This is a genomic window from Telluria antibiotica, assembly GCF_011682055.1.
GTDB classification, from domain to species: Bacteria; Pseudomonadota; Gammaproteobacteria; order Burkholderiales; family Burkholderiaceae_D; genus Telluria; species Telluria antibiotica.
This window is the reverse complement of sequence record NZ_JAAQOM010000011.1, coordinates 223,525-244,393: the sequence shown is the minus strand read 5'-3', so window position 1 is coordinate 244,393 and position 20,869 is coordinate 223,525. Positions and strand designations below refer to the sequence as shown.

Genomic DNA, 20,869 nt, shown 5'->3' with positions numbered 1-20,869 from the left:
TATGGATTTTAAAAACATTTCATCTCCTTTTTTAACAATTTTTGGAAGGCAAAAAAAAGGCTCCTTGGGAGGAGCCTGTTCGGGGCGCTTGTCAGCGCAGCGGCGCTGTGGCGATGTCCTTGTCGGCAAGGGCGGGATCGGTAAGATCGCCCTCCCACTTCGCGACGACGGCGGTGGCGATGCCGTTGCCGATCACGTTCGTGGCCGAGCGGCCCATGTCGAGGAAGTGGTCGATGCCGAGCAACAGCAGCAGGCCCGCCTCGGGAATGTGGAACTGGCTCAGCGTGGCGGCGATGACGACCAGCGAGGCACGCGGCACGCCGGCCATGCCTTTCGACGTCAGCATCAGCACGAGCATCATGGTCATCTGCGTGGACAGCGCCAGTTCGATGCCGTACGCCTGGGCGATGAAGACGGACGCGAACGTGCAGTACATCATCGAGCCGTCCAGGTTGAACGAGTAGCCGATCGGCAGCACGAACGCGGCCAGGCGGTTCTTGACGCCGAAGCGTTCCAGGCCTTCCAGCGTCTTCGGATACGCGGCTTCCGACGATGCGCAGGTGAACGCGAGGATCGTCGGTTCGCGCAGCAGGCCCAGGAGCTTGAACAGGCGCGGGCCCACGAACAGCACGCCGATGGTGATCAGGATGACCCACAGCAGCGCGATGCCGAGGTAGAACTCGCCCATGAATTTGCCGTAGGTGGCGAGCACGCCCACGCCACTCGTGGCGACGACACCCGCGACGGCCGCGAACACGGCGAACGGCGCGAAGTTCATCACGTAGCCCGTCACTTTCAGCATGATGTGGGCGGCGCCGTCGATGGCGTCGATCAGCGGCGTGGCGCGCGCGCCCACGGCGGCGGCGCCGGTGCCAAAGAAGATCGAGAAGATCACGATCTGCAGGATCTCGTTCTTGGCCATGCCGTCGGCGATCGACGTCGGCACGAGGTGGGTGATGAAGTCTTTCAGCGTGAGGCCGGACGCCGTGATGCCCGACGATGCGCTCGTCGCCGGCAGCGTGCCGGACAGCGCCATCGCGTCACCGGGGCGGAACAGGTTCACGAGGATCAGGCCCAGCGTGAGCGAAAGGAGCGAGGCGATGACGAACCAGCCCAGCGCCTTGACGCCGATGCGGCCGACTTCCGCCGCGTTGCCCATCTTGGCGATGCCGACGACGAGCGTGGAGAACACGAGCGGCGCGATGATCATCTTGATCAGGCGGAGGAACAGCGTGGTGACCAGCGACATGATGTCGGCGAAGCCCTTCGGGTCGGCCAGGCTGGTGTTCGCCACGTAGCCGGTGGCGATGCCGAGGACGAGGCCCACGAGAATCCAGGTGGTGAGGCGGTTTCTTTTGTTCATAAATTTCCTCTGGGGTGGCGGCGCAGGGGAGATCGTCCGTCCTGTTCCGATGCCATGGCACAATCTCGTGCAAGATCAGGGAGTTACCGGGTATCTTGTACTGATGATATTGACAAGTCCCGGCAGTATCCTTGCCGATGATGGTGCTGTCAAGCACGCCCGCGGGCGGGCAAATAAGCAACACGAATACTTGGAAAATCGCTCGTTAAGTAATCTGAATTTTTGGAAAGCACGTTCAATGATCGTCATCGACAATGTCAGCAAGTGGTACGGGCCCTTTCAAGTGTTGCGCGATTGCACCACGCAAGTGGCGCGCGGCGAGGTGGTGGTCGTGTGCGGACCGTCCGGTTCCGGCAAGTCGACGCTCATCAAGGCCGTCAACGGGCTGGAACCGTTCCAGCAGGGGGCGATCCACGTGGACGGCACGTCCGTCGGCGACCCGGCCACGCAACTGCCCGCGCTGCGCGCGCGCATCGGCATGGTGTTCCAGAATTTCGAGCTGTTCCCGCACCTGTCCGTGCGCGACAACCTGACGCTCGCCCAGGTCAAGGTGCTGAAGCGCTCGCGCGACGAGGCGACGGCGAACGGGCTGAAATACCTCGACCGCGTGGGCCTGCTGGCGCACCAGGACAAGTTCCCGGCCCAGCTGTCCGGCGGCCAGCAGCAGCGCGTGGCGATCGCGCGGGCGCTGGCGATGGACCCCGTCGCCATGCTGTTCGACGAGCCCACGTCCGCGCTCGACCCCGAGATGGTGGGTGAAGTGCTCGACGTGATGACAGGGCTCGCGCAGGACGGCATGACGATGATGGTCGTGACGCACGAGATGGGCTTCGCGCGCCGCGTGGCGGACCGTGTCGTGTTCATGGACGAGGGCCGGATCGTCGAGGAGGGCGCCGCAGATGCGTTCTTCGCGGCGCCGGCGTCCGATCGCGCGCGCGAATTCCTGACCCGGATCATCCATTGATCACTTGATTACATGTTACGCAACACGAGGCTCGTCCCGCCCGCGATCAGTACGAGCCACACGACCTGCTTGATGCGCTCCGCCGGCAGCCGCTGGTGCAGCCGGTTGCCGACGTACAGCCCGCCCAGCGCGAACGGCAGCAGCACGCCGACCAGCAAAGGCAGCGCCGGCTGGCTGTACAGGCCCGCGCCCGTGAACAGCACGAGGCGGGAGACGGCGCTGAAGAACAGCACGCCGCTGAGCGTGGCGCGCAAGACCGTCTTGTCGTCCAGGCGGCTCGTGAGGAAGATCGTGTAGAACGGCCCGCCCGTGCCGAACAGCGCCGTGAACAGGCCGCCGACGACGCCGAATGGCCCGGCCCATATGGGCGCGAGCGTCTTCGGCTTGCGGTGCGCGAGCAGGCTCCACGCGGAATACGTCAGGATGAACAGGCCGAGCACGACGAGCAGGATGCGCTCCGGCGCGTGCACGAGCGCGAGCACGCCGACGGCCATGCCGACCACCATGAACGGAATCAGCCGCAGTGCCTCGCGCTTTTCGATGAAGCGGCGGTTCTTCAGGCCCAGCAGCACGTTCGAGACGAGGTCGAATACGAGCATCAGCGGCACCGCCGTGCGCAGCGGAATGAACAGTACGAGCAGCGGCATCGCCGTCACGGACGAGCCGAAGCCGGTGAGGCCGAGCACCGTATAGCCGAACACGATGATGAGTGCCAGCTGGGCGAGCGTGAGCGTGTCGAACGTCATGTTTGCGCAGGCAGGTTGACGATACGACGATTCTAGCCTTATTGGATATTTTCGTTCTGTATTGCAATGTATCGTGCGCACCTGGAAAGCATGCCGGACGCGGGGCGTGCAGGTAAAATGTCGGGGTTCGCAATCCGAGAGCTGCCATGTCCACCATCGAATCCCCCGCCTCCATCACCATCACCCGTCCCGACGACTGGCACCTGCACCTGCGCGACGGCGCCGCGATGGCCAGCGTACTGCCGCACACCGCGCGCCAGTTCGCCCGCGCCATCGTCATGCCGAACCTGAAGCCGCCCGTCACGACGGCTGCGCTCGCGACGGAATACCGTGCCCGCATCCTGGCCGCGCTGCCGCAAGGCATGGCGTTCGAGCCGCTGATGACGTTGTATCTAACTGACAACACGGAACCGGACGAGATCCGCCGCGCCCGCGACACGGGCTTCATCCACGGCGTGAAACTGTACCCGGCCGGCGCGACGACCAATTCCGCCGCGGGCGTCACCGACCTGAAGAAGTGCTACAAGACGCTGGAAGTGATGCAGGAACTGGACATGCCGCTGCTGACGCACGGCGAAGTGACGGACCAGCACATCGACCTGTTCGACCGCGAAGCCGTGTTCATCGAGCGCGTGATGCGTCCCCTGCGCCGCGACTTCCCGGAACTGCCGATCGTGTTCGAGCACATCACGACGAAGGACGCCGCCGAATACGTGGCGGAGGCCGAGGGCCCGATCGCCGCGACGATCACGGCGCACCACCTGCTGTACAACCGCAACGAGATCTTCCGCGGCGGCATCCGTCCGCACTACTACTGCCTGCCCGTGCTGAAGCGCGAGGAACACCGCCTGGCGCTGGTGACGGCGGCGACGAGCGGCGACGAGCGCTTCTTCCTCGGCACCGACTCCGCACCGCACGCCGTGCACACGAAGGAGTCGAGCTGCGGCTGCGCCGGCTGCTACACGGCGCTGCACGCGATGGAGCTGTACGCCACCGCCTTCGAACAGGCCGGCGCACTGGACAAGCTGGAAGCGTTCGCGAGCCTGAACGGCCCGGCCTTCTACGGCCTGCCCGTCAACGAAGGCACGATCACGCTGGCGCGCGAGACGTGGAGCCTGCCGGCGACGGTGCCGATGGGCGAGCACGACCTCGTCCCGCTGAACGCCGGCGAACAGATCGGCTGGAAGATGCTGTAACGGATGTTCCCGGAGATCGACTGGACGCGGCCATGGTACGACACGGTCCGTCCCGCTTTCGAAGGCCTCATCGATGGCCCGTTCATCGAGGCCTTCAATGCGAATGCGGCGCGGCTCGGCCTCGTCAACGACCAGGGCCAGCCCGTCCGCTTCGTGCCCCAGGCAGCGCTGCCGGAGGGCGCGGCGTACGAAGCGTTCATCGGCGCGACGGGATGCGTCCCGACACGCGAGAACCTGCATGATTTCTTCAACGGCCTCGTGTGGCAGACCTTCCCCCGCATCAAGCGTGAATTGAACGCGCTGCAGGCCGCCCAGATCGCGCAGGCCGGTGTCGGCAAATCGCGCGGACCGGCGCGCGACGCCGCCACCATCTTCGACGAGAACGCGGCGCTGCTCCTCGTGCGCGATGGCGCTGCCGGCCGCGCGCTCGTCGACGACCTGCGCGCGCACCGCTGGCGCGAGGCGCTGTACGACCGGCGCGCGCTGTTCGGCCGCGACGCCGAGCTGTGGCTGTTCGGGCACGCGCTGATGGAAAAGCTCGTCGCGCCGCGCAAGGCGATCACGGCCCACGTGCGCGTCGTGTTTGCCGGCGACGATTTTTTTGCGCTCGACCGCGCCGGGCGCCGCGACTGGATCGACGCCGCGGTGTCCAACGCCATAGCGGCCGAGGGCTTGTCCACGGCCGGCTTCACGCCACTGCCCGTCCTGGGCGTGCCGGGCTGGTGGCCGGACCAGAGCGAAGCGTTTTATCTCGACCACACCGTGTTCCGGCCCAAGCGGCCGGCCAGTCATACCGAAGGAGGACACCATGACCGATAAGGTACGTTGGGGCATCCTTGGCACGGGCAAAGCTGCCAAGGCATTCGCCACCGCACTCAAGGACACGCCGGACGGCCAGCTCGCCGGCGTCGGCTCGCGCAACCTCGCGACTGCCGAACTCTTTACACGCGAATTCGGCGGGACGGCATACGGCTCGTACGCGGACCTCGTGCATGCCGCCGACGTGGACCTCGTCTATGTCGCCACGCCGCTTCCCGTGCATTACGAGAACGTGCGCCTGGCGCTGGAGTCGGGCAAGGGCGTGCTGTGCGAAAAGGCGTTTACCGTCAACCGTCGCCAGGCAGAGGAACTGGTGGCGCTCGCGCGCGCGAACAACCTGTTCCTGATGGAGGCGATGTGGACGCGCTTCCTGCCCGCGCTGGCCGAGGTGCGCCGCATCGTCGACTCGGGCGAGATCGGCACCGTGCGCCAACTGCACGCGGACCTCGGCTTCAAGGCCGACGTCGGGCCGGAGCATCGCCTGTTGAATCCCGAGCTGGGCGGCGGCGCGCTGCTCGACATGGGGGTCTATGTGCTTTCGATCGCCATGGCGCTGCTGGGACCAGTGGAAAGCGTGCTGGCCCAGGCCGACTTCGGCCCGACGGGTGTCGATGAACAGACGGGCGTCCTGCTGCGCCACAGCGGCGGCGGCATGTCCGTGTGCAGCTGCTCGCTGCGCGCGCGCCTGTCGAGCGAGTTGACGATCGCGGGCGAGCGCGGCCACGTGCGCATGAACACGATGTTCTACCGCACGCAGACGGTGACGGTGGCGCGTGCCGACGGCATCTCGCGCACGGTGCCCACGCCTTACCTCGGCAACGGCTACGTGCACGAGGTGGCCGAAGCGCAGCGCTGCTGGCGCGCGGGCCTCGTGGAAAGCCCGGGCATGACCCATGCCGACACGCTGGCGCTGATGGGCCTGATGGACGAGATCCGGCGCCAGATCGGGCTGACGTACGAGGCCGACCAATCGATGACAACCAAGGAGAATCCATGAAACGCGACCCCCGTTCGACCAGCCGCATGCGGCGCCTGAATGCCCGCCAGCGCAAGAAGCTGCGCGTCGGCGAATTCCAGGAGCACTGCTTCGACGTCGAACTCGTGTTCCACAGCCCGATGCGCGGCGAGCCGTATCACGACTTCATCCACGATTTCTTCGGCGCGCTGGAAGAGCGGGGCCTGCTCGGCGGCGGCTTCGGCGGCCGCGAGCCGTTCAGCGAGACCGAGGGCGTGATTGCCCGCATCGAGCGCGGTTCGCCCACCGTGGAAGACCGCGAGGCCGTGATCGCGTGGCTGCGCGCGCGGCCGGAAGTGGTCGATGCGCGCGCCCTGGACTTCAAGGACGCGTGGCATGGCTACAACTTCTAAATGACTGAGCTGAACGGCTGAGTTGTAAGCATCTGTCAGCAGAGTAAGCGATTGTAAAGCCCGTCAACAGGCGGGTTCTCGGCCGCGTTTCAGGATCAAGTGCAACGCAAAACGACGTGCACCAACCCCAAACACTCTGAGGACCCTTCATCATGAAAAAGACCATCGCTACCCTGATCGCCGGCCTGTTCGCAACCGCTGCCTTCGCCCAGGCGCCCGCGCCTGCCGCCGCTAAGCCGGCCAGCACCGCGGCCGCGGCCAAGGTCGAAGCCAAGCAGGAAAAACAGGCTGCCAAGGCGGAAGTGAAGGAAACGAAAGCCGCCGCCAAGGCCGACGTCAAGGAAGCCAAGCAGACCGCGAAAGCCGACGTGAAGGAAGCCAAGCTTGACGCCAAGGCAGAAGTCAAGGAAGCCAAGGCCGAGGCGAAAGAGACCAAGAAGGATGCCAAGGCCGAGGTAAAGGAAGCGAAGGCGGACGCCAAGCATGCCAAGGCCGAGAAGAAGGCCGAGCACAAGGCAACGACCGTTGCCGCAGCGACCCCGGCAACGACGAAGTGATCTGCCGATGCTCTATCGAAAGCCCGCACGATGCGGGCTTTTTCTTTGGTATCTATCGTGCCGGATCGCCAAGGCAGTTGCAGTTCCTGTAAGCATCCGTCAGCGACGTAACCGTTTGTAAAGTGCGTCAACAGACCGACGGACGCAGCCGTTGAAGGCATAAGTGACACACGAACGATGTGCACCATGACCGATCAACTTCGAGGACCCTTCATCATGAAAAAAACCATCGCTACCCTGATCGCCGGCCTGTTCGCCACCGCAGCTTTCGCCCAGACGCCCGCCCCGGCCACGAAGCCCGCAGCGCCTGCCTCGAAGCAAGCCGTGCTGGTCAACAATGCCGACGTGAAGGCATCGAAGACCACGACCACGACCAAGGCAATGCCTGCCGACACGAAAACGGCATCCGCCGACATGAAGGCGGCGCAAGCCGATGCGACGGCCGCCAAGACCGATGCCAAGGCAGCGAAGGCCAGCGCCAAGCACGCGAAGCACAAGGCCAAGCATGCGGCGAGGACCGACACCATGAATAACACCAGCGACACCTCCTCGGCCACGCCGGCACCGACCGAGAAGCCGGCACCGGCACCTGAAGCGACGCCGACCCCGGCGCCTGCTGCCGACGCCACGCCGGCGCCCGCACCGGCAGCGACCCCTGCACCGGAAGCCGCTCCGGCGCCGGCACCTGCCGCTCCGGTCACCCAGTAATGAAGCCCACGCGGCCGGTTGTAAGCGTTTGTAAAGCCCGTCAACAAGCCCGCAGCCGCCCGCGTTTTCAGGATCAAGTGACACGCAACGACGTGCACCAGCCCCAAACAACCTCTGAGGACTCATCATCATGAAAAAGACCATCGCCACCCTGATCGCCGGCCTGTTCGCCACCGCAGCTTTCGCCCAGACCCCGGCACCTGCCGCCACGACGACGACGACCGCGACGCCCTCCGTCGCGAAGACCGAAGCCAACGCCGACGTGAAGGCCGCGAAAGCCGACGCACAGGCTGCCAAGGCCGACGCGAAGGAAGCCAAAGCCAGCGCCAAGCACGCGATGCACCGCAAGCACAAGGCCAAGCACCACGCCGTGAAGAAAGAAGCCGCGAAGGACACGACCGTCGCCGCCGACACGACGGCACCGGTTGCCAAGTAATCCCGCAGTCCCCTCCGAAAGCCCGCGCGATGCGGGCTTTTTTTACGGCGTCGCCGGCCCATCGCGATGCATCGCGCGGAACAGGCCCGGGCTCACGCCGAAACGGCGCGCGAACGCTTTCGACAACTGGGCCGGCGTCGGGTAGCCCGTCTGCGCGGCGACCGACTTCAGCGCCAGCGTCGTCTGCAGCAGGCCGCGCGCATGGTCGAGGCGCAGCGTCTCGACGAAGCGCGCCGGCGTCTCGCCCATTGCGTCCGTGAAGCGGCGGTGGAACGTGCGCGGCGACATCCCCGCGCGCGCCGCCAGGCTGGCCACGTCCAGTGCGTCGTCGAGATGTGCGCGGATCCAGTCGACGAGGCCGGCGAACGGCGCGTCCGCTTTTTCCTGCGCCGCCAGCACGGTGCTGAACTGCGATTGATAGCCCGGCCGCCGCGCGTACAGCACGAGGCGCCGCGCGATCGCGTTGGCCACCGCGTCGCCCAGGTCGCGCGCGACGAGCGCCAGGCACATGTCGATGCCGGTGGTGACGCCGGCCGACGTCCACGTGCGGCCATCCTCGACGTACAGCGCATTGGCGTCGACCTCGACGCCCGGATAGGTGCGCCCGAGGATATCGGTCGCTTCCCAATGCGTGGCGACGCGCTTGCCGTCCAGCAGGCCGCACGCCGCCAGCGCGAACGCGCCCGTGCACACGGATCCGTAGCGGCGCGCCCGCGCGCACGCGCGCCGCAGCCATGCCTGCGCGGCCACATCCTGTGCCAGTGCCTGCAGGCCGCGCTTGCTCCCGCCGGCGACGAGCACCGTGTCCAGCGCGCCCGGCTTGAGCCCTGCCAGTGGCGCCGTCACGAGTGCGAGGCCGCAGTTGCTCGTCACGTGGCCGCCCTGTGGCGACAGGATGTGGAGGCGGTAGAACGGGCTGCCGGTGAGGTGGACGGCGGCGTCGTTGGCGGCGCCGAAGACGGCGGCCGGCCCGGTGACGTCGAGCACCTGCACGCCGTCGAAGGCGAGCAGGGCGACCTGGCGGAGTCTGGATGGCATTGGCAGGATTCGACAAAAGATTGACATTGCTGCCAATGCTAGCCACTTCCTAGAATGGCGTCACCTTTCATCGACGGAGCCTGCCATGACCACTGCCTTGCACATCGGATTCCTGCTGTTTCCCCACGTGACCCAGCTCGACCTCACCGGTCCCGCCCAGATCCTGAGCCGCGTCCCCGGCGCGCAGGTGCACCTCGTGTGGAAGACACGCGACCCGGTGCCGACGGACGTCGGCTTCACGATCAATCCGACGACGACGTTCGCCGACTGCCCGCCGCTGGACGTGCTGTGCGTGCCGGGCGGCTTCGGCATCGAGAAGCTGTTCGGCGACGCCGATACGCTGGCCTTCCTGCGCCGCCAGGGCGGGCAGGCGCGCTACGTCACGTCCGTCTGCAACGGCTCGCTCGTGCTGGGCGCCGCCGGCCTGCTCGACGGCTACCGGTCCGCGTGCCACTGGATATGGCTGCCGTTGCTGACACGCTTCGGCGCCGTGCCGGTGGCCGAGCGCATCGTGCGCGACCGCAATCGCATCTCCGGCGGCGGCGTGACGGCGGGCATCGACTTCGGCCTCGCGCTGGCGGCCGAGCTGGCGGGCGAAGACGTCGCGCGCACGATCCAGCTGGCGCTCGAATACGATCCGCGGCCGCCTTTCAACGCGGGATCGCCCGACGGCGCGGGGCCCGAGCTGGTGGCACGCTACCGCGCGATGGTGGCGCCGCGGCTGGCGCAGGTCGAGGCGACGTTGGCGAATACGGCTGAGCTGTAAGCGTTTGTCAGCCTTGTTAGCATTTGTAAATCGCGTCAACAGGCGGGCGGGATGGGCCGTTTCAGGTACAAGTGACACGCAAACGTGGTCACGCAACCCCAAAACTACGAGGACCCTTCATCATGAAAAAGACCATCGCTACCCTGATCGCCGGCCTGTTCGCAACCGCTGCCTTCGCCCAGGCGCCCGCGCCTGCCGCCACCCCGGCCGCGGCCAAGGTCGAAGCCAAGCAGGAAAAACAAGCTGCCAAGGCGGAAGTGAAGGAAGCCAAGGTCGAGGCCAAGGAAGCCAAGGCTGACGCCAAGGCGGAAGCGAAAGCCGACGTGAAGAGCGCCAAGGTCGCTGCCAAGCACACGAAGGCCAAGGCCAAGCATGCCGCCAAGACCGCTGCGGCCAAGACCGAAGCCGCCAAGGACACGACCGTCGCTGCCGTGACCCCGGCGCCGGCAAAATAAGTATCGGCGCATACTGACCGACCCGTTCACCGCATCACGCAGGAGCCAACGTCATGAAACGTACCATCGCCACCCTGATCGCCGGCCTGTTCGCCACCGCCGCATTCGCCCAGACCCCGGCGCCGGCGCCGACGACCGCACCTGATTCGGCCACGCCGCCGGCCGTCGCGAAGGCGGAAGCCGCGCACGACAAGCAGGACACGAAGGAAGGCAAGAAGCACGTGGGCGTCGTCAAGCGCCACAAGAAGGCCGTCGCCACGACGGGGCAGAAGGGTGCGAAGAAGGATGCCGCGGCCGACGCGACGGCACCGGCACCGACCAAGTAATACGCGTCAAAGCGTCATGACAATGGCCCGTTCGCGGGCCATTTCCTTTGTGTGGACCGGGTTTGACGTAGGGTGGGCACCCCGTGCCCACGCGGACGTCGGCACAGTGTTAACGGCCGTCACGACCGTTAAACCTTCAAGAACTCCTCCCGCCCGCCCAGCCAGCGCTGCAGGTGCGCATCGACAATGGCCTCGGCCTCGGGCCGGTCCGACTCCAGCAACCACGCCGCCACGTCGCGCGCCTGCTCGACGATCCACTGGTCCGTCTCCAGGTTCGCGAAGCGCAGCATGGCCTGGCCGGACTGGCGCGCGCCGAGGAATTCGCCGGGGCCGCGGATCTCCAGGTCGCGCCGCGCGATCTCGAAGCCGTCCGTCGTCTCGCGCATCGTCATCAGGCGCTGCTTGGCGACTGGGCCCAGTGGGCTTTGATACAGCAGCAGGCACACGCTCGCAGCCGAGCCGCGGCCCACGCGGCCGCGCAGCTGGTGTAGCTGCGACAGGCCGAAGCGCTCCGCGTGCTCGATCACCATCAGCGACGCGTTCGGCACGTCCACGCCCACCTCGATCACCGTCGTCGCCACGAGCACGTGCACGTCGCCCGCGGAAAACGCGTCCATGATCACCTGCTTCTCCGCCGGTTTCATGCGCCCGTGCACGAGGCCCACGACGAGGTCGGGCAGGGCGGCGGCGAGCGTCTCGTACGTCTCGGTGGCCGTCTGCAGCTGCAGCGCTTCCGATTCCTCGATCAGCGGGCAGACCCAGTACACCTGCCGGCCCTCCTGCGCGGCCGCGTGCACGCGTGCGATGACTTCGTCGCGCCGGTTCTGGTCGATGGCGCGCGTGACGATGGGCGTACGGCCCGGCGGCAGCTCGTCGATGATGGATACTTCCAGGTCGGCGTAATACGTCATCGCCAGCGTGCGCGGGATCGGCGTCGCCGACATCATCAACTGGTGCGGCACGAGGCCGTCGGACCCCTTGTTGCGCAAGGTGAGGCGCTGGCCCACGCCGAAGCGGTGCTGTTCGTCGACGAGCACGAGTCCCAGCTTCGCGAACTGCACGCTGTCCTGGATGAGGGCATGCGTGCCGATCACGAGCTGCGCTTCGCCCGATTCCGCCATGTCGCTGGCCGCCGTCTTGTCCTTTTTCTTCAGGCTGCCCGTCAGCCACGCGACCTTCACGCCCAGCGGTTCCATCCACGCGGCGATCTTGCGGAAGTGCTGCTCGGCCAGGATCTCCGTCGGCGCCATCAGCGCGGCCTGGTAGCCGCTGTCGATGGCCTGCGCGGCGGCGAGCGCGGCGACGACCGTCTTGCCGCTGCCGACGTCGCCCTGCAGCAGGCGCTGCATCGGATAGTCCTCGCGCAGGTCGCGGCGGATTTCTTCGACGACGCGCTGCTGGGCGTTGGTCAGCTTGAACGGCAGCGTCTTTAAAAACGCGTCCGACAATGCGCCGACGGCACCCAGCACCGGCGCCCCTTTTTCGCGGCGTGCCTGCTGCGCGCGTTTCAGCGACAACTGCTGCGCGAGCAGTTCGTCGAACTTCACGCGCGTCCACGCGGGGTGGCTGCGTTCCGTCAGCGCGTGCTCGTCGACGTCCGGCGGCGGGTAGTGCAGCAGGCGCACGGCCGGCTGGAACTCGGCCAGGTTCAGCTTCTCGCGCACGGCGCGCGGCACGGTGTCGGTCCAGTCCACGCGCTTCATCGCGTCCGCGATCGCGCGCCGCAGCACCGTCTGCGACAAGCCCTCGCCGGACGGATACACGGGCGTGAGCGAGTCGGGGAGCGGGGCGCCCTCGTTGACGATCTTGTAGACCGGATGGACCATCTCCGCGCCGAAGAAGCCGTGCCGCACCTCGCTGCGCGCACGCAGGCGCGTGCCCTCGGCCAGTTGCTTGACCTGGCTGCCGTAGAAATTCATGAAGCGCAGCTGGATGTCGGAGGTCTCGTCGGCGATGGTCACCAGCAGCTGGCGCCGCGGTTTATAAGCGATCTCGTTCTTCGTGACGACGCCTTCGACCTGCGACACGTGGCCGCCGCGCAGGCAGGCTTCGCGGATGGGCACGATCTGCGTCTCGTCCTCGTAGCGCATGGGCAGGTGCAGCACGAGGTCCATGTCCGTGCGCAGGCCCAGCTTGGCGAGCTTGCTCTCGATGCTTTTCGGTGCTGGCTTGGCGGCGGCGTTGGCCGCCGGTTTGGCATTCATGGCTGGCATGACGGTTCGTTGGGGCGTGTTGTCGGCTTATCAGTATTTGCGCATAACGGTGATGGCCTGCGCCCGCCGGCTGAAATCCGGGTGTAAAATAATGGGTTCGCCGCACGCTGTAGCCCGTATTGTAAGGCGCCGGCACCAGTTTTTCCCAGCCAAGATGAGCAAAACGTACTCCCTCTCCGACTTCGACTTCGACCTGCCGCCCGAGCGCATCGCCCAGGTGCCGCTGCCCGACCGCAGCGCGTCGCGCCTGCTGCAGCTGGACGGCGACCGCATCACCGACCGTCATTTCTCCGACATCGTCGACCAGCTCGCCGCCGGCGACACGCTCGTGATGAACAACACGCGGGTGCTGAAGGCGCGCTTCTTCGGCCAGAAGGATACGGGAGGCCAGGTCGAGGTGCTCGTCGAGCGCGTGCTCGACCCGCGCACGGTGCTCGCGCAGGTGCGCGCCTCGAAGTCGCCGAAGGCCGGCTCGCGCATCCGCCTGGCGGACGCATTCGACGTGGGCGTCGGCGAACGCGCCGGCGAATTCTTCACCTTGCACTTCGACGGCGACGTGTTCGAGCTGATCGAGGCCCACGGCCGCCTGCCGCTGCCGCCGTACATCGAGCACGATGCCGACGACTTCGACGAGCAGCGTTACCAGACCGTCTATTCGAAAGAACCGGGCGCCGTCGCCGCGCCGACGGCCGGCCTGCATTTCGATGAGGCGCTGCTCGCCAGGGTCGCGGCGAAGGGTGTGCGCATCGCGTGCGTCACGCTGCACGTGGGCGCCGGCACGTTCCAGCCCGTGCGCGTGGAAAACCTCGCCGAGCACAAGATGCACAGCGAGTGGTACACGATCCCGCAAGAGACCGTCGACGCCGTGCGCGCCGCGCAGCAGGCCGGACGCGACGTGGTCGCCGTCGGCACGACGTCGCTGCGCGCGCTGGAATCGGCATCGCAGTCGGGCGAACTCGTGGCCGGCAGCGGCGACACGAATCTGTTCATCACGCCGGGTTACGCCTTCAAGACGGTCACTCGCCTGATCACGAACTTCCACCTGCCCAAGTCGACGCTGATGATGCTCGTTTCGGCCTTCGCCGGCTATGACGAGATTCGCAAGGCGTACGCACACGCGATCGCCAGCGAATACCGCTTCTTCAGCTACGGCGACGCGATGCTGCTCACGACGGCATCACGCGCAACCAAGAATTGAACCCATGCTCGAATTCACCCTCCTCAAGAAAGACACGAGCGGCCTGTCGCACGCGCGGCGCGGCCGCTTGACCCTGAACCACGGCACCATCGAGACGCCCATCTTCATGCCCGTCGGGACCTATGGCTCCGTCAAGGCGATGGCGCCGAACGAGCTGAAGGAAGTCGGTTCGCAGATCATCCTCGGCAACACGTTCCACCTGTGGCTGCGCCCGGGCACGGACGTGATGGACAAGTTCGGCGGCCTGCACGGCTTCATGGGCTGGGACAAGCCGATCCTCACGGACTCCGGCGGCTTCCAGGTGTTCTCGCTGGGTGCGATGCGCAAGATCACGGAAGAGGGCGTGAAGTTCGCGTCGCCGATCGACGGCTCGCGCCTGTTCCTGTCGCCGGAAATCTCGATGCAGATCCAGCGCTCGCTGAACTCCGACATCGTCATGCAGTTCGACGAGTGCACGCCGTACGAGATCGACGGCCGCCCCGCGACGGCCGAGGAAGCCGCGAAGTCGATGCGCATGTCGCTGCGCTGGGCCCAACGGTCGATGAACGAATTTAATAAGGGCGAGAACCCGAACGCGCTGTTCGGCATCGTCCAGGGCGGCATGTACGAGCGCCTGCGCGACGAATCGCTCGCGGGCCTCGAAGAGATTGACTTCCCGGGCCTGGCCATCGGCGGCCTGTCGGTGGGCGAGCCGAAGGAAGACATGATGCGCGTGCTGCAGCACGTCGGCCCCCGCCTGCCGGAGAACAAGCCGCACTACCTGATGGGCGTCGGCACGCCGGAAGACCTCGTGGAAGGCGTCGCGAACGGCGTCGACATGTTCGACTGCGTGATGCCGACCCGGAACGCGCGCAACGGCTGGCTGTTCACCCGCTTCGGCGACCTCAAGATCAAGAACGCCCGCTACAAGGACGACCAGTCGCCGCTGGACGAGTCGTGCTCGTGCTATTGCTGCAAGAATTTCTCGCGGGCTTATCTGCACCACCTGCACCGGTCCAAGGAAATCCTCGGGGCGCGGCTGAATACCATCCACAACCTGCATTACTACCTGAACCTCATGCAGGAGATCCGCGATGCCATCGATGCGGATCGGTTCAATGAGTTCCGCGTCCAGTTCAACGCGGACCGTTCCCGCGGCGTGTGATCGTCCTGTAGGGTGGGCACCCTTGTGCCCACGCGGACGTCGGCATGACGCATACGTTACGCGTGGGCACGGGGGTGCCCACCCTACGTCAATCATCCCGCGAATTAAATTTCCGATAACTCTTGCATTCGGGCATTGCCGTTCCCACATGGCGGGAATCTGGCTGTTGACACTTTGCCGGTGCTAGAATACAGCGCTTGTTTTTTCACTTATACAATCGGAGTCCTTGTGTTCATTTCCAACGCGTACGCGCAAACCGCCGGTGCCGCCGATCCGGGTCTGATGGGCAACCTCACCACGTTCGCCCCGCTGGTCCTGATGTTCGTGGTCATGTACTTCCTCATGATCCGCCCGCAGCAGAAGCGCCAGAAAGAGCTGAAATCGATGATGGATGCGCTGGCCAAGGGCGATGAAGTGATCACGGTCGGCGGCATGCTGGGCCGCGTGACCAAAGTCACCGACACCTATGTCAACATCGAAGTGGCTGCCGGTACCGAAGTGGTCGTGCAGAAGAACGCCGTGACCGCGCTGCTGCCGAAGGGCACGCTGAAGTCCCTGTAACGCCGGCCGCGCGGCCCGCGCCGCGCTCCGCCCGATCCTGAACGCTGGAGCATCATGAATCGTTACCCCCTCTGGAAATACATACTGATCCTTGTCGCAGTACTGGTCGGCCTGCTGTACACGGCGCCGAACTATTTCGGCGATTCGCCGGCGTTGCAGGTGACGACGTCCAAGGCGACGGTCAAGGTCAACAGCGACACGGTCGGCAAGGTCGCCGATGCGCTCAAGCGCGAAGGCATCCCCGCCGACGTCGTGAGTCTGGAGGGTGCGGGCGACAGCGCGTCCGTGCGTGCGCGCTTCGCGACGCCGGACGCCCAGTTCAAGGCGAAGGCGGCGCTCGAGCGCGACCTGAACCGCGACCCGACGGACCCGGACTACATCGTCACCGTCAACCTGGTCAAGAACACGCCCGCGTGGATGCAGGCGCTGCACGCCAAGCCGTTGAATCTCGGCCTCGACCTGCGCGGCGGGGTGCACTTCCTGCTGCAGGTGGATGCCAAGGCCGTGCAGGACACCCGCATCAAGAGCGTCCTCTCCAGCGTCCGCAGCGAGCTGCGCGAGAAGAACATCCGTCACGCCGGTATCGACCGCGTCGGCAACGACGTCGTGGTCAATTTCCGCGACGAGGCCACGCGTACGCAGGCGCACAACGTGCTGGCCAACCAGAACGCCGACCTGGCATTCGCCGATGCCGCCGACGGCAACGACCTGAAGCTGGTCGTCACCCTGAAGCCGGCAGCGCTGCAGCGCGTGGTGGAAGAGGGCGTCAAGCAGAACATCGCGGCACTGGGCAAGCGTATCAATGAACTGGGCGTGAGCGAGCCCGTGATCCAGCAACAGGGCCGCGACCGCATCGTCGTCCAGCTGCCGGGCGTGCAGGACGTCGCCCACGCGAAGGACATCATCGGCCGTACCGCGACGCTGGAATTCCGCGTGACCGACGATACCGTCACCCCGGGCACCGAGCTGTCCGCCGCGATCCCGCTGAATTCGGAACTGTTCACCGAAGGCCCGGGTGCACCGGTCGTCGTGTCAAAGGACGTCGTCGCGACCGGCGACTCGGTCATCAACGCCGTCGCCAGCTTCGACCAGAACCAGCGTCCGGCCGTGAGCATCGAGTTGAACAGCGAGGGCGGCCGCAAGATGCGCGCCATGACCCGCGAGCGCGTCGGCAAGCGCATGGCCACGCTGCTGAAGGAAAAAGGCAAGTACAGCGTGCTCCAGGTCGCGACCATCCAGAGTGAATTCGGTTCGAACTTCCAGACGACCGGCATGGCCAGCCCGCAAGCCGCCGCCGAGCTGGCGCTGCTGCTGCGCGCCGGCGCGCTGTCGGCACCGATGGAATTCGTCGAGGAACGCGTCGTCGGCCCGCAGCTGGGTGCCGAGAACATCGCCAAGGGCCTGCATTCCACGTTGTGGGGCTTCGTGGCGATCGCGATCTTCATGATCATCTACTACCAGCTGTTCGGCTTCTTCAGCGTCATCGCGCTGGCCTGCAACCTGCTGTTCCTGCTGGCCCTGCTGTCGATGCTGGGCGCGACGCTGACCCTGCCGGGTATCGCGGCAATCGCGCTGGCGCTCGGTATGGCGATCGACGCCAACGTGCTGATCAACGAACGCATCCGCGAGGAACTGCGCGCGGGTAACACGCCGCAGGCCGCGATCTCGGCCGGCTTCAGCCATGCATGGGCGACGATTCTCGACTCGAACGTGACGACCCTGATCGTCGGCCTGGCATTGCTCGTGTTCGGTTCGGGCGCCGTGCGCGGCTTCGCCGTCGTTCACTGCCTGGGCATCCTGACCTCGATGTTCTCGGCCGTGTTCCTGTCGCGCGGTGTCGTGAACCTGTGGTACGGCCGCAAGAAGAAACTGGGCAAGATTGCCATCGGCACCGTGTGGAACGCGAATGCCGCAGGGGCCGGCACGGCCGTCAAGAAAGGTTAATCGGGGTAGAACATGGAATTTTTCAAGATTAAACGGGACATCCCGTTCATGCGCCACGCGTTGATCTTCAACGTGATCTCGGCGCTGACCTTCGTCGCCGCAGTGTTCTTCCTGGTGACCAAGGGCCTGCATTTCTCGGTCGAGTTCACGGGCGGTACCGTGATGGAGCTGCGCTACCCGCACGCGGCCGACCAGGAGAAGATCCGCCGCAGCCTGGAAAAGCTGGGCTATGAGCAGCCGGAAGTGGTGCCGTTCGGCACCGCGCAGGACATCATGCTGCGCCTGCCGGTCCGCAAGGACGTCTCCGGTTCGGGCACGTCGGCCACCGTGTTCAACGCGCTGTGCGCGGCCGAATCCGGTGCGCCGAAGCAGGTCCAGCAGACCACCGACAAGGGCGAGAACGTCACCCGCACCAGCTGCGTCAACGCGGCCGGGGCGGAAGTCGTGAGCCTGCAGCGCGTCGAATTCGTCGGCCCGCAGGTCGGCGACGAGCTGGCGCAGAACGGCTTGAACGCGCTGATCATGGTCGTGATCGGCGTGATGGTCTACCTGGCCGTGCGCTTCGAATGGAAGTTCGCCGTCGCCGCGATCGTCGCCAACCTGCACGACGTCGTCATCATCCTGGGCTTCTTCGCCTTCTTCCAGTGGGAATTCTCGCTGACCGTGCTGGCCGCCGTGCTCGCGGTGCTGGGCTACTCCGTCAACGAATCGGTCGTGATCTTCGACCGGATCCGCGAGACGTTCCGCAAGGAGCGCAAGCTGTCCGTGACCCAGGTCATCGACCACGCGATCACGAGCACGATCTCGCGTACGATCATCACCCACGGCTGTACCGAGATGATGGTCCTGTCGATGCTGTTCTTTGGCGGCCAGACGCTGCACTACTTCGCCGTCGCGCTGACCATCGGTATCCTGTTCGGCATTTACTCGTCCGTGTTCGTCGCGGCCGCCATCGCCATGTGGCTGGGCGTCAAGCGCGAAGACCTGATCAAGCCGGTCAAGCCGAAGGATGAAACGGACGGCGCCGTCGTGTAATCCGGTCCGTTCCGACAAAGCCGCCCGGCCTGGCCGCGGCGGCTTTTTTTATGGTGCTGCTCAATACATGATCGCCTTGATATAAAAGATTTTTCTTTGTGTGAAGCAGCGCACAGAGGCCCGCTCAAGGCTGCCGTACTATGGACTCGTCTCTTTCAGGACATCCCTAGTTTTGGACTTCACCCGCTCCCGCAAGGAGCGGGTTTTTTTATGTCCGTGCCGTCCGAGGTATTGCTGAGTCCTAGCGAGACGAACAGCCGAACATGCGATAAAGTCGAAAACCATACTGCCCATCTGGCTGGCGGATACTTCAAGGACGCTTACCGATGCCGCGCCTCCTTAGACTTCCGCAACCGGCCCAGGCTGTGTAAAAACTTAGGTTTCGGGAAAACGGAACCGGGTCTGTGAACGTTGATCCAGTATCTCATCAATACGGCTGCCGCATGAAGCGCTTTATCGAAGGCGAACATCGAGCTATCATGGGTCGGAAGCATAAGTACTTCCGGCCCATTAGCGTTATTTCTACAGCTTCGGAAGTGCTTTTTTACGGGAAAATACGAAAAAGAGCGATTTGGGTCCACAAGAAGGGTTAAGTCGCTGACTGAAATTCGTATGTCTGCATATTTCATTTTTTTGGTTCATTCGTCATCAAATGATCAATGGCACGACATAATTTGATAGCCAACAAATGCCGGGATTACATGCGCGGACACCGGGGTTGGACCGCTTTAATTTTTGCTGCCGCTTTTCTTTCAATGTTTGCGCCATATGCACACGCCGAGGTCATTGAAGAGTTCTTTTCGATACCTTCATCCACACCAAAAATCGAGATCAAGGGCAGCATAGCCCAACCTGCATCGCCGGCGAGTGCGGCGCGGCCCACAATCATTCTTGTGGGCGGTACTTATTCGTCGGCGGATGGTGAACTTTATGTCCAACCTTTCCCCGAGGCCCGCAGAGGAAAATTCTGGTATAGGGATGTGGCGATGCGTTTAGCTGCGCGTGGCTACAGAGTAATCAGATTCGACAACCGCGGCTTGGGAAGCGTATTGAGATGCGAAAAACAAGTCGGGCGCGCCCTGATGCTGACCGAATATGCTTTCAATGTTGATTGTCTCGATTTGAATGCCGCAGGAACTACTACTGGCGAGACGCGAGCGGAAGACCTAATGGCAATAATCGATATGGCTCGAGCACGGTGGCGCTCGCACGACGTTATTATCGTTACTCATTCGGAAGGAATTGTGCCCGCAGCCAAGCTAATACAAGCGGGGAAAATTGATCCACTCGCCCTGGTTCTGATCGGAGGTTTCGCGAGTTCACCGCGTGATTTGTTCCACTGGCAGCTTGTTGATCGCCAAATCGAATGGTTACAGGATATCGCAAGTCAACATAATGGGGTCATTACCAACGCCGATATCGATAAGCTTCCTGACGCGAAAACCCGTCACTATTCGGCAATGGACCTGTTGAAATGGAAGACTGACTCATTTAGCGTTCAAGACCTCGTCGACATCAGGGGAAAGCTCGAGGAACGCTACCAGCACGATGTGAAAGAGTTAATAAACGCGCCTCCCGATACCAAGCAGCTTGTGAACCTTAGTGACGGTGCCCTTATAAATGTTTCGGCTGTGAAAGCTGTTTATATCTCGGAGTTGCTAAGCGATAAAGTTAGCATACTGGATAGGCTAAAAGATTACCGGGGAAGCATCACATTTGTGTTCGGGCAGGACGACATCATGATTAACGTTGGCACGCAGGAAAAACTCATTGCGTATGCAAAGCAGCCGGCTCGCGTATCGGTTGTCGCGATAGAGGGCATGGATCATTGGCTCGGCAACCACGATCACAGCGTTAACGAGAATGGCATGGTCGCCTTGATCCAAGCAGTGGAAGCAGCGAGCAGTGCTACCTGGAGCAGTAGATTGAAATGAGAGACTAAGTACGCCTAACAAAACCCCATAGTTGCTCTACAGACAACAGTCTGATACACTGAGCCGTGCCGACCGGCCAAGTTCGGCCAGGAGCGGAT

Annotated in this window: 21 protein-coding genes; 17 read left to right on the top strand and 4 right to left on the bottom strand. The window is 64.4% G+C overall.

Annotated features, from left to right (window positions below):
- Nucleotides 1-91 precede the first annotated feature (91 nt).
- The gene (locus HAV22_RS19085) at nucleotides 92-1,363 is read right to left on the bottom strand and encodes a dicarboxylate/amino acid:cation symporter (RefSeq protein ID WP_166861243.1); all 1,272 of its coding nucleotides are present in this window, start codon (nucleotides 1,361-1,363) and stop codon (nucleotides 92-94) included.
- A gap of 238 nt (nucleotides 1,364-1,601) precedes the next feature.
- On the opposite strand from HAV22_RS19085, the gene HAV22_RS19080 reads away from it, so the two are divergent.
- The gene (locus HAV22_RS19080) at nucleotides 1,602-2,327 is read left to right on the top strand and encodes an amino acid ABC transporter ATP-binding protein (RefSeq protein WP_166861241.1); all 726 of its coding nucleotides are present in this window, start codon (nucleotides 1,602-1,604) and stop codon (nucleotides 2,325-2,327) included.
- A gap of 8 nt (nucleotides 2,328-2,335) precedes the next feature.
- Here the strand turns inward: HAV22_RS19080 and HAV22_RS19075 are convergent, their stop codons facing one another.
- Nucleotides 2,336-3,073 (bottom strand): sulfite exporter TauE/SafE family protein, encoded by a 738-nt coding sequence (locus HAV22_RS19075; RefSeq protein WP_166861239.1) that lies wholly within the window; start codon nucleotides 3,071-3,073, stop codon nucleotides 2,336-2,338.
- A 146-nt stretch (nucleotides 3,074-3,219) separates the two neighbouring features.
- Between HAV22_RS19075 and pyrC the strand changes: the two genes are divergently transcribed.
- The 7 genes from pyrC to HAV22_RS19040 all read left to right on the top strand — a co-directional run bounded on the left by pyrC (nucleotide 3,220) and on the right by HAV22_RS19040 (nucleotide 8,157).
- A complete protein-coding gene (gene pyrC / locus HAV22_RS19070; protein WP_166861237.1) occupies nucleotides 3,220-4,269 on the top strand; it encodes a dihydroorotase in 1,050 nt (349 codons plus the stop codon).
- A gap of 3 nt (nucleotides 4,270-4,272) precedes the next feature.
- Complete coding sequence (locus tag HAV22_RS19065) at nucleotides 4,273-5,088, top strand: DUF3025 domain-containing protein (RefSeq protein ID WP_166861235.1); 816 nt, start codon at nucleotides 4,273-4,275, stop codon at nucleotides 5,086-5,088.
- Nucleotides 5,078-6,085 (top strand): Gfo/Idh/MocA family protein, encoded by a 1,008-nt coding sequence (locus tag HAV22_RS19060; RefSeq protein ID WP_166861233.1) that lies wholly within the window; start codon nucleotides 5,078-5,080, stop codon nucleotides 6,083-6,085. The genes HAV22_RS19065 and HAV22_RS19060 overlap by 11 nt, the downstream gene beginning before the upstream one ends.
- A complete protein-coding gene (locus tag HAV22_RS19055; protein ID WP_166861230.1) occupies nucleotides 6,082-6,456 on the top strand; it encodes a 50S ribosome-binding protein YggL in 375 nt (124 codons plus the stop codon). The genes HAV22_RS19060 and HAV22_RS19055 overlap by 4 nt, the downstream gene beginning before the upstream one ends.
- Before the next feature lie 152 nt (nucleotides 6,457-6,608).
- Nucleotides 6,609-7,013, top strand: coding sequence for a hypothetical protein (locus HAV22_RS19050; protein WP_166861228.1), 405 nt, complete (start codon nucleotides 6,609-6,611; stop codon nucleotides 7,011-7,013).
- 216 nt (nucleotides 7,014-7,229) lie between these two features.
- Entirely contained in the window at nucleotides 7,230-7,721 is a 492-nt protein-coding gene (locus tag HAV22_RS19045) for a hypothetical protein (protein WP_166861227.1), read from the top strand.
- 130 nt (nucleotides 7,722-7,851) lie between these two features.
- Entirely contained in the window at nucleotides 7,852-8,157 is a 306-nt protein-coding gene (locus HAV22_RS19040) for a hypothetical protein (protein WP_166861225.1), read from the top strand.
- 42 nt (nucleotides 8,158-8,199) lie between these two features.
- Here HAV22_RS19040 and HAV22_RS19035 read toward each other — a convergent pair whose 3' ends face one another.
- On the bottom strand, nucleotides 8,200-9,195 hold the full coding sequence (locus HAV22_RS19035; RefSeq protein WP_166861223.1) for a GlxA family transcriptional regulator: 996 nt from the start codon (nucleotides 9,193-9,195) through the stop codon (nucleotides 8,200-8,202).
- A gap of 85 nt (nucleotides 9,196-9,280) precedes the next feature.
- On the opposite strand from HAV22_RS19035, the gene HAV22_RS19030 reads away from it, so the two are divergent.
- From HAV22_RS19030 to HAV22_RS19020, 3 genes are all read left to right on the top strand, one after another.
- Nucleotides 9,281-9,961, top strand: coding sequence for a DJ-1/PfpI family protein (locus HAV22_RS19030; RefSeq protein ID WP_166861222.1), 681 nt, complete (start codon nucleotides 9,281-9,283; stop codon nucleotides 9,959-9,961).
- 122 nt (nucleotides 9,962-10,083) lie between these two features.
- Nucleotides 10,084-10,416 (top strand): hypothetical protein, encoded by a 333-nt coding sequence (locus HAV22_RS19025; RefSeq protein ID WP_166861220.1) that lies wholly within the window; start codon nucleotides 10,084-10,086, stop codon nucleotides 10,414-10,416.
- Between the two features lie 53 nt (nucleotides 10,417-10,469).
- Nucleotides 10,470-10,742, top strand: a complete 273-nt coding sequence (locus HAV22_RS19020; protein ID WP_166860911.1) for a hypothetical protein — start codon at nucleotides 10,470-10,472, stop codon at nucleotides 10,740-10,742.
- Nucleotides 10,743-10,870: 128 nt separating this feature from the next.
- Here HAV22_RS19020 and recG read toward each other — a convergent pair whose 3' ends face one another.
- Nucleotides 10,871-12,955 carry an ATP-dependent DNA helicase RecG gene (recG, locus tag HAV22_RS19015; RefSeq protein WP_166861219.1) on the bottom strand — a complete coding sequence of 695 codons (2,085 nt, stop codon included), beginning with the start codon at nucleotides 12,953-12,955 and terminating at the stop codon, nucleotides 10,871-10,873.
- A gap of 154 nt (nucleotides 12,956-13,109) precedes the next feature.
- Here recG and queA point away from each other — a divergent pair, with 154 nt between their 5' ends.
- From queA to HAV22_RS18985, 6 genes are all read left to right on the top strand, one after another.
- Complete coding sequence (queA, locus tag HAV22_RS19010; protein ID WP_166861217.1) at nucleotides 13,110-14,153, top strand: tRNA preQ1(34) S-adenosylmethionine ribosyltransferase-isomerase QueA; 1,044 nt, start codon at nucleotides 13,110-13,112, stop codon at nucleotides 14,151-14,153.
- Between the two features lie 4 nt (nucleotides 14,154-14,157).
- On the top strand, nucleotides 14,158-15,297 hold the full coding sequence (tgt, locus tag HAV22_RS19005) for a tRNA guanosine(34) transglycosylase Tgt (protein WP_166861216.1): 1,140 nt from the start codon (nucleotides 14,158-14,160) through the stop codon (nucleotides 15,295-15,297).
- A 228-nt stretch (nucleotides 15,298-15,525) separates the two neighbouring features.
- Complete coding sequence (yajC, locus tag HAV22_RS19000) at nucleotides 15,526-15,858, top strand: preprotein translocase subunit YajC (protein ID WP_166861215.1); 333 nt, start codon at nucleotides 15,526-15,528, stop codon at nucleotides 15,856-15,858.
- Nucleotides 15,859-15,912: 54 nt separating this feature from the next.
- Entirely contained in the window at nucleotides 15,913-17,802 is a 1,890-nt protein-coding gene (gene secD, locus HAV22_RS18995) for a protein translocase subunit SecD (RefSeq protein ID WP_166861213.1), read from the top strand.
- Nucleotides 17,803-17,814: 12 nt separating this feature from the next.
- Nucleotides 17,815-18,837, top strand: a complete 1,023-nt coding sequence (gene secF, locus HAV22_RS18990) for a protein translocase subunit SecF (RefSeq protein WP_166861212.1) — start codon at nucleotides 17,815-17,817, stop codon at nucleotides 18,835-18,837.
- Between the two features lie 659 nt (nucleotides 18,838-19,496).
- Nucleotides 19,497-20,771: an alpha/beta fold hydrolase gene (locus tag HAV22_RS18985; protein ID WP_166861210.1), complete on the top strand. Its 1,275-nt coding sequence runs from the start codon at nucleotides 19,497-19,499 to the stop codon at nucleotides 20,769-20,771.
- Nucleotides 20,772-20,869 lie beyond the last annotated feature (98 nt).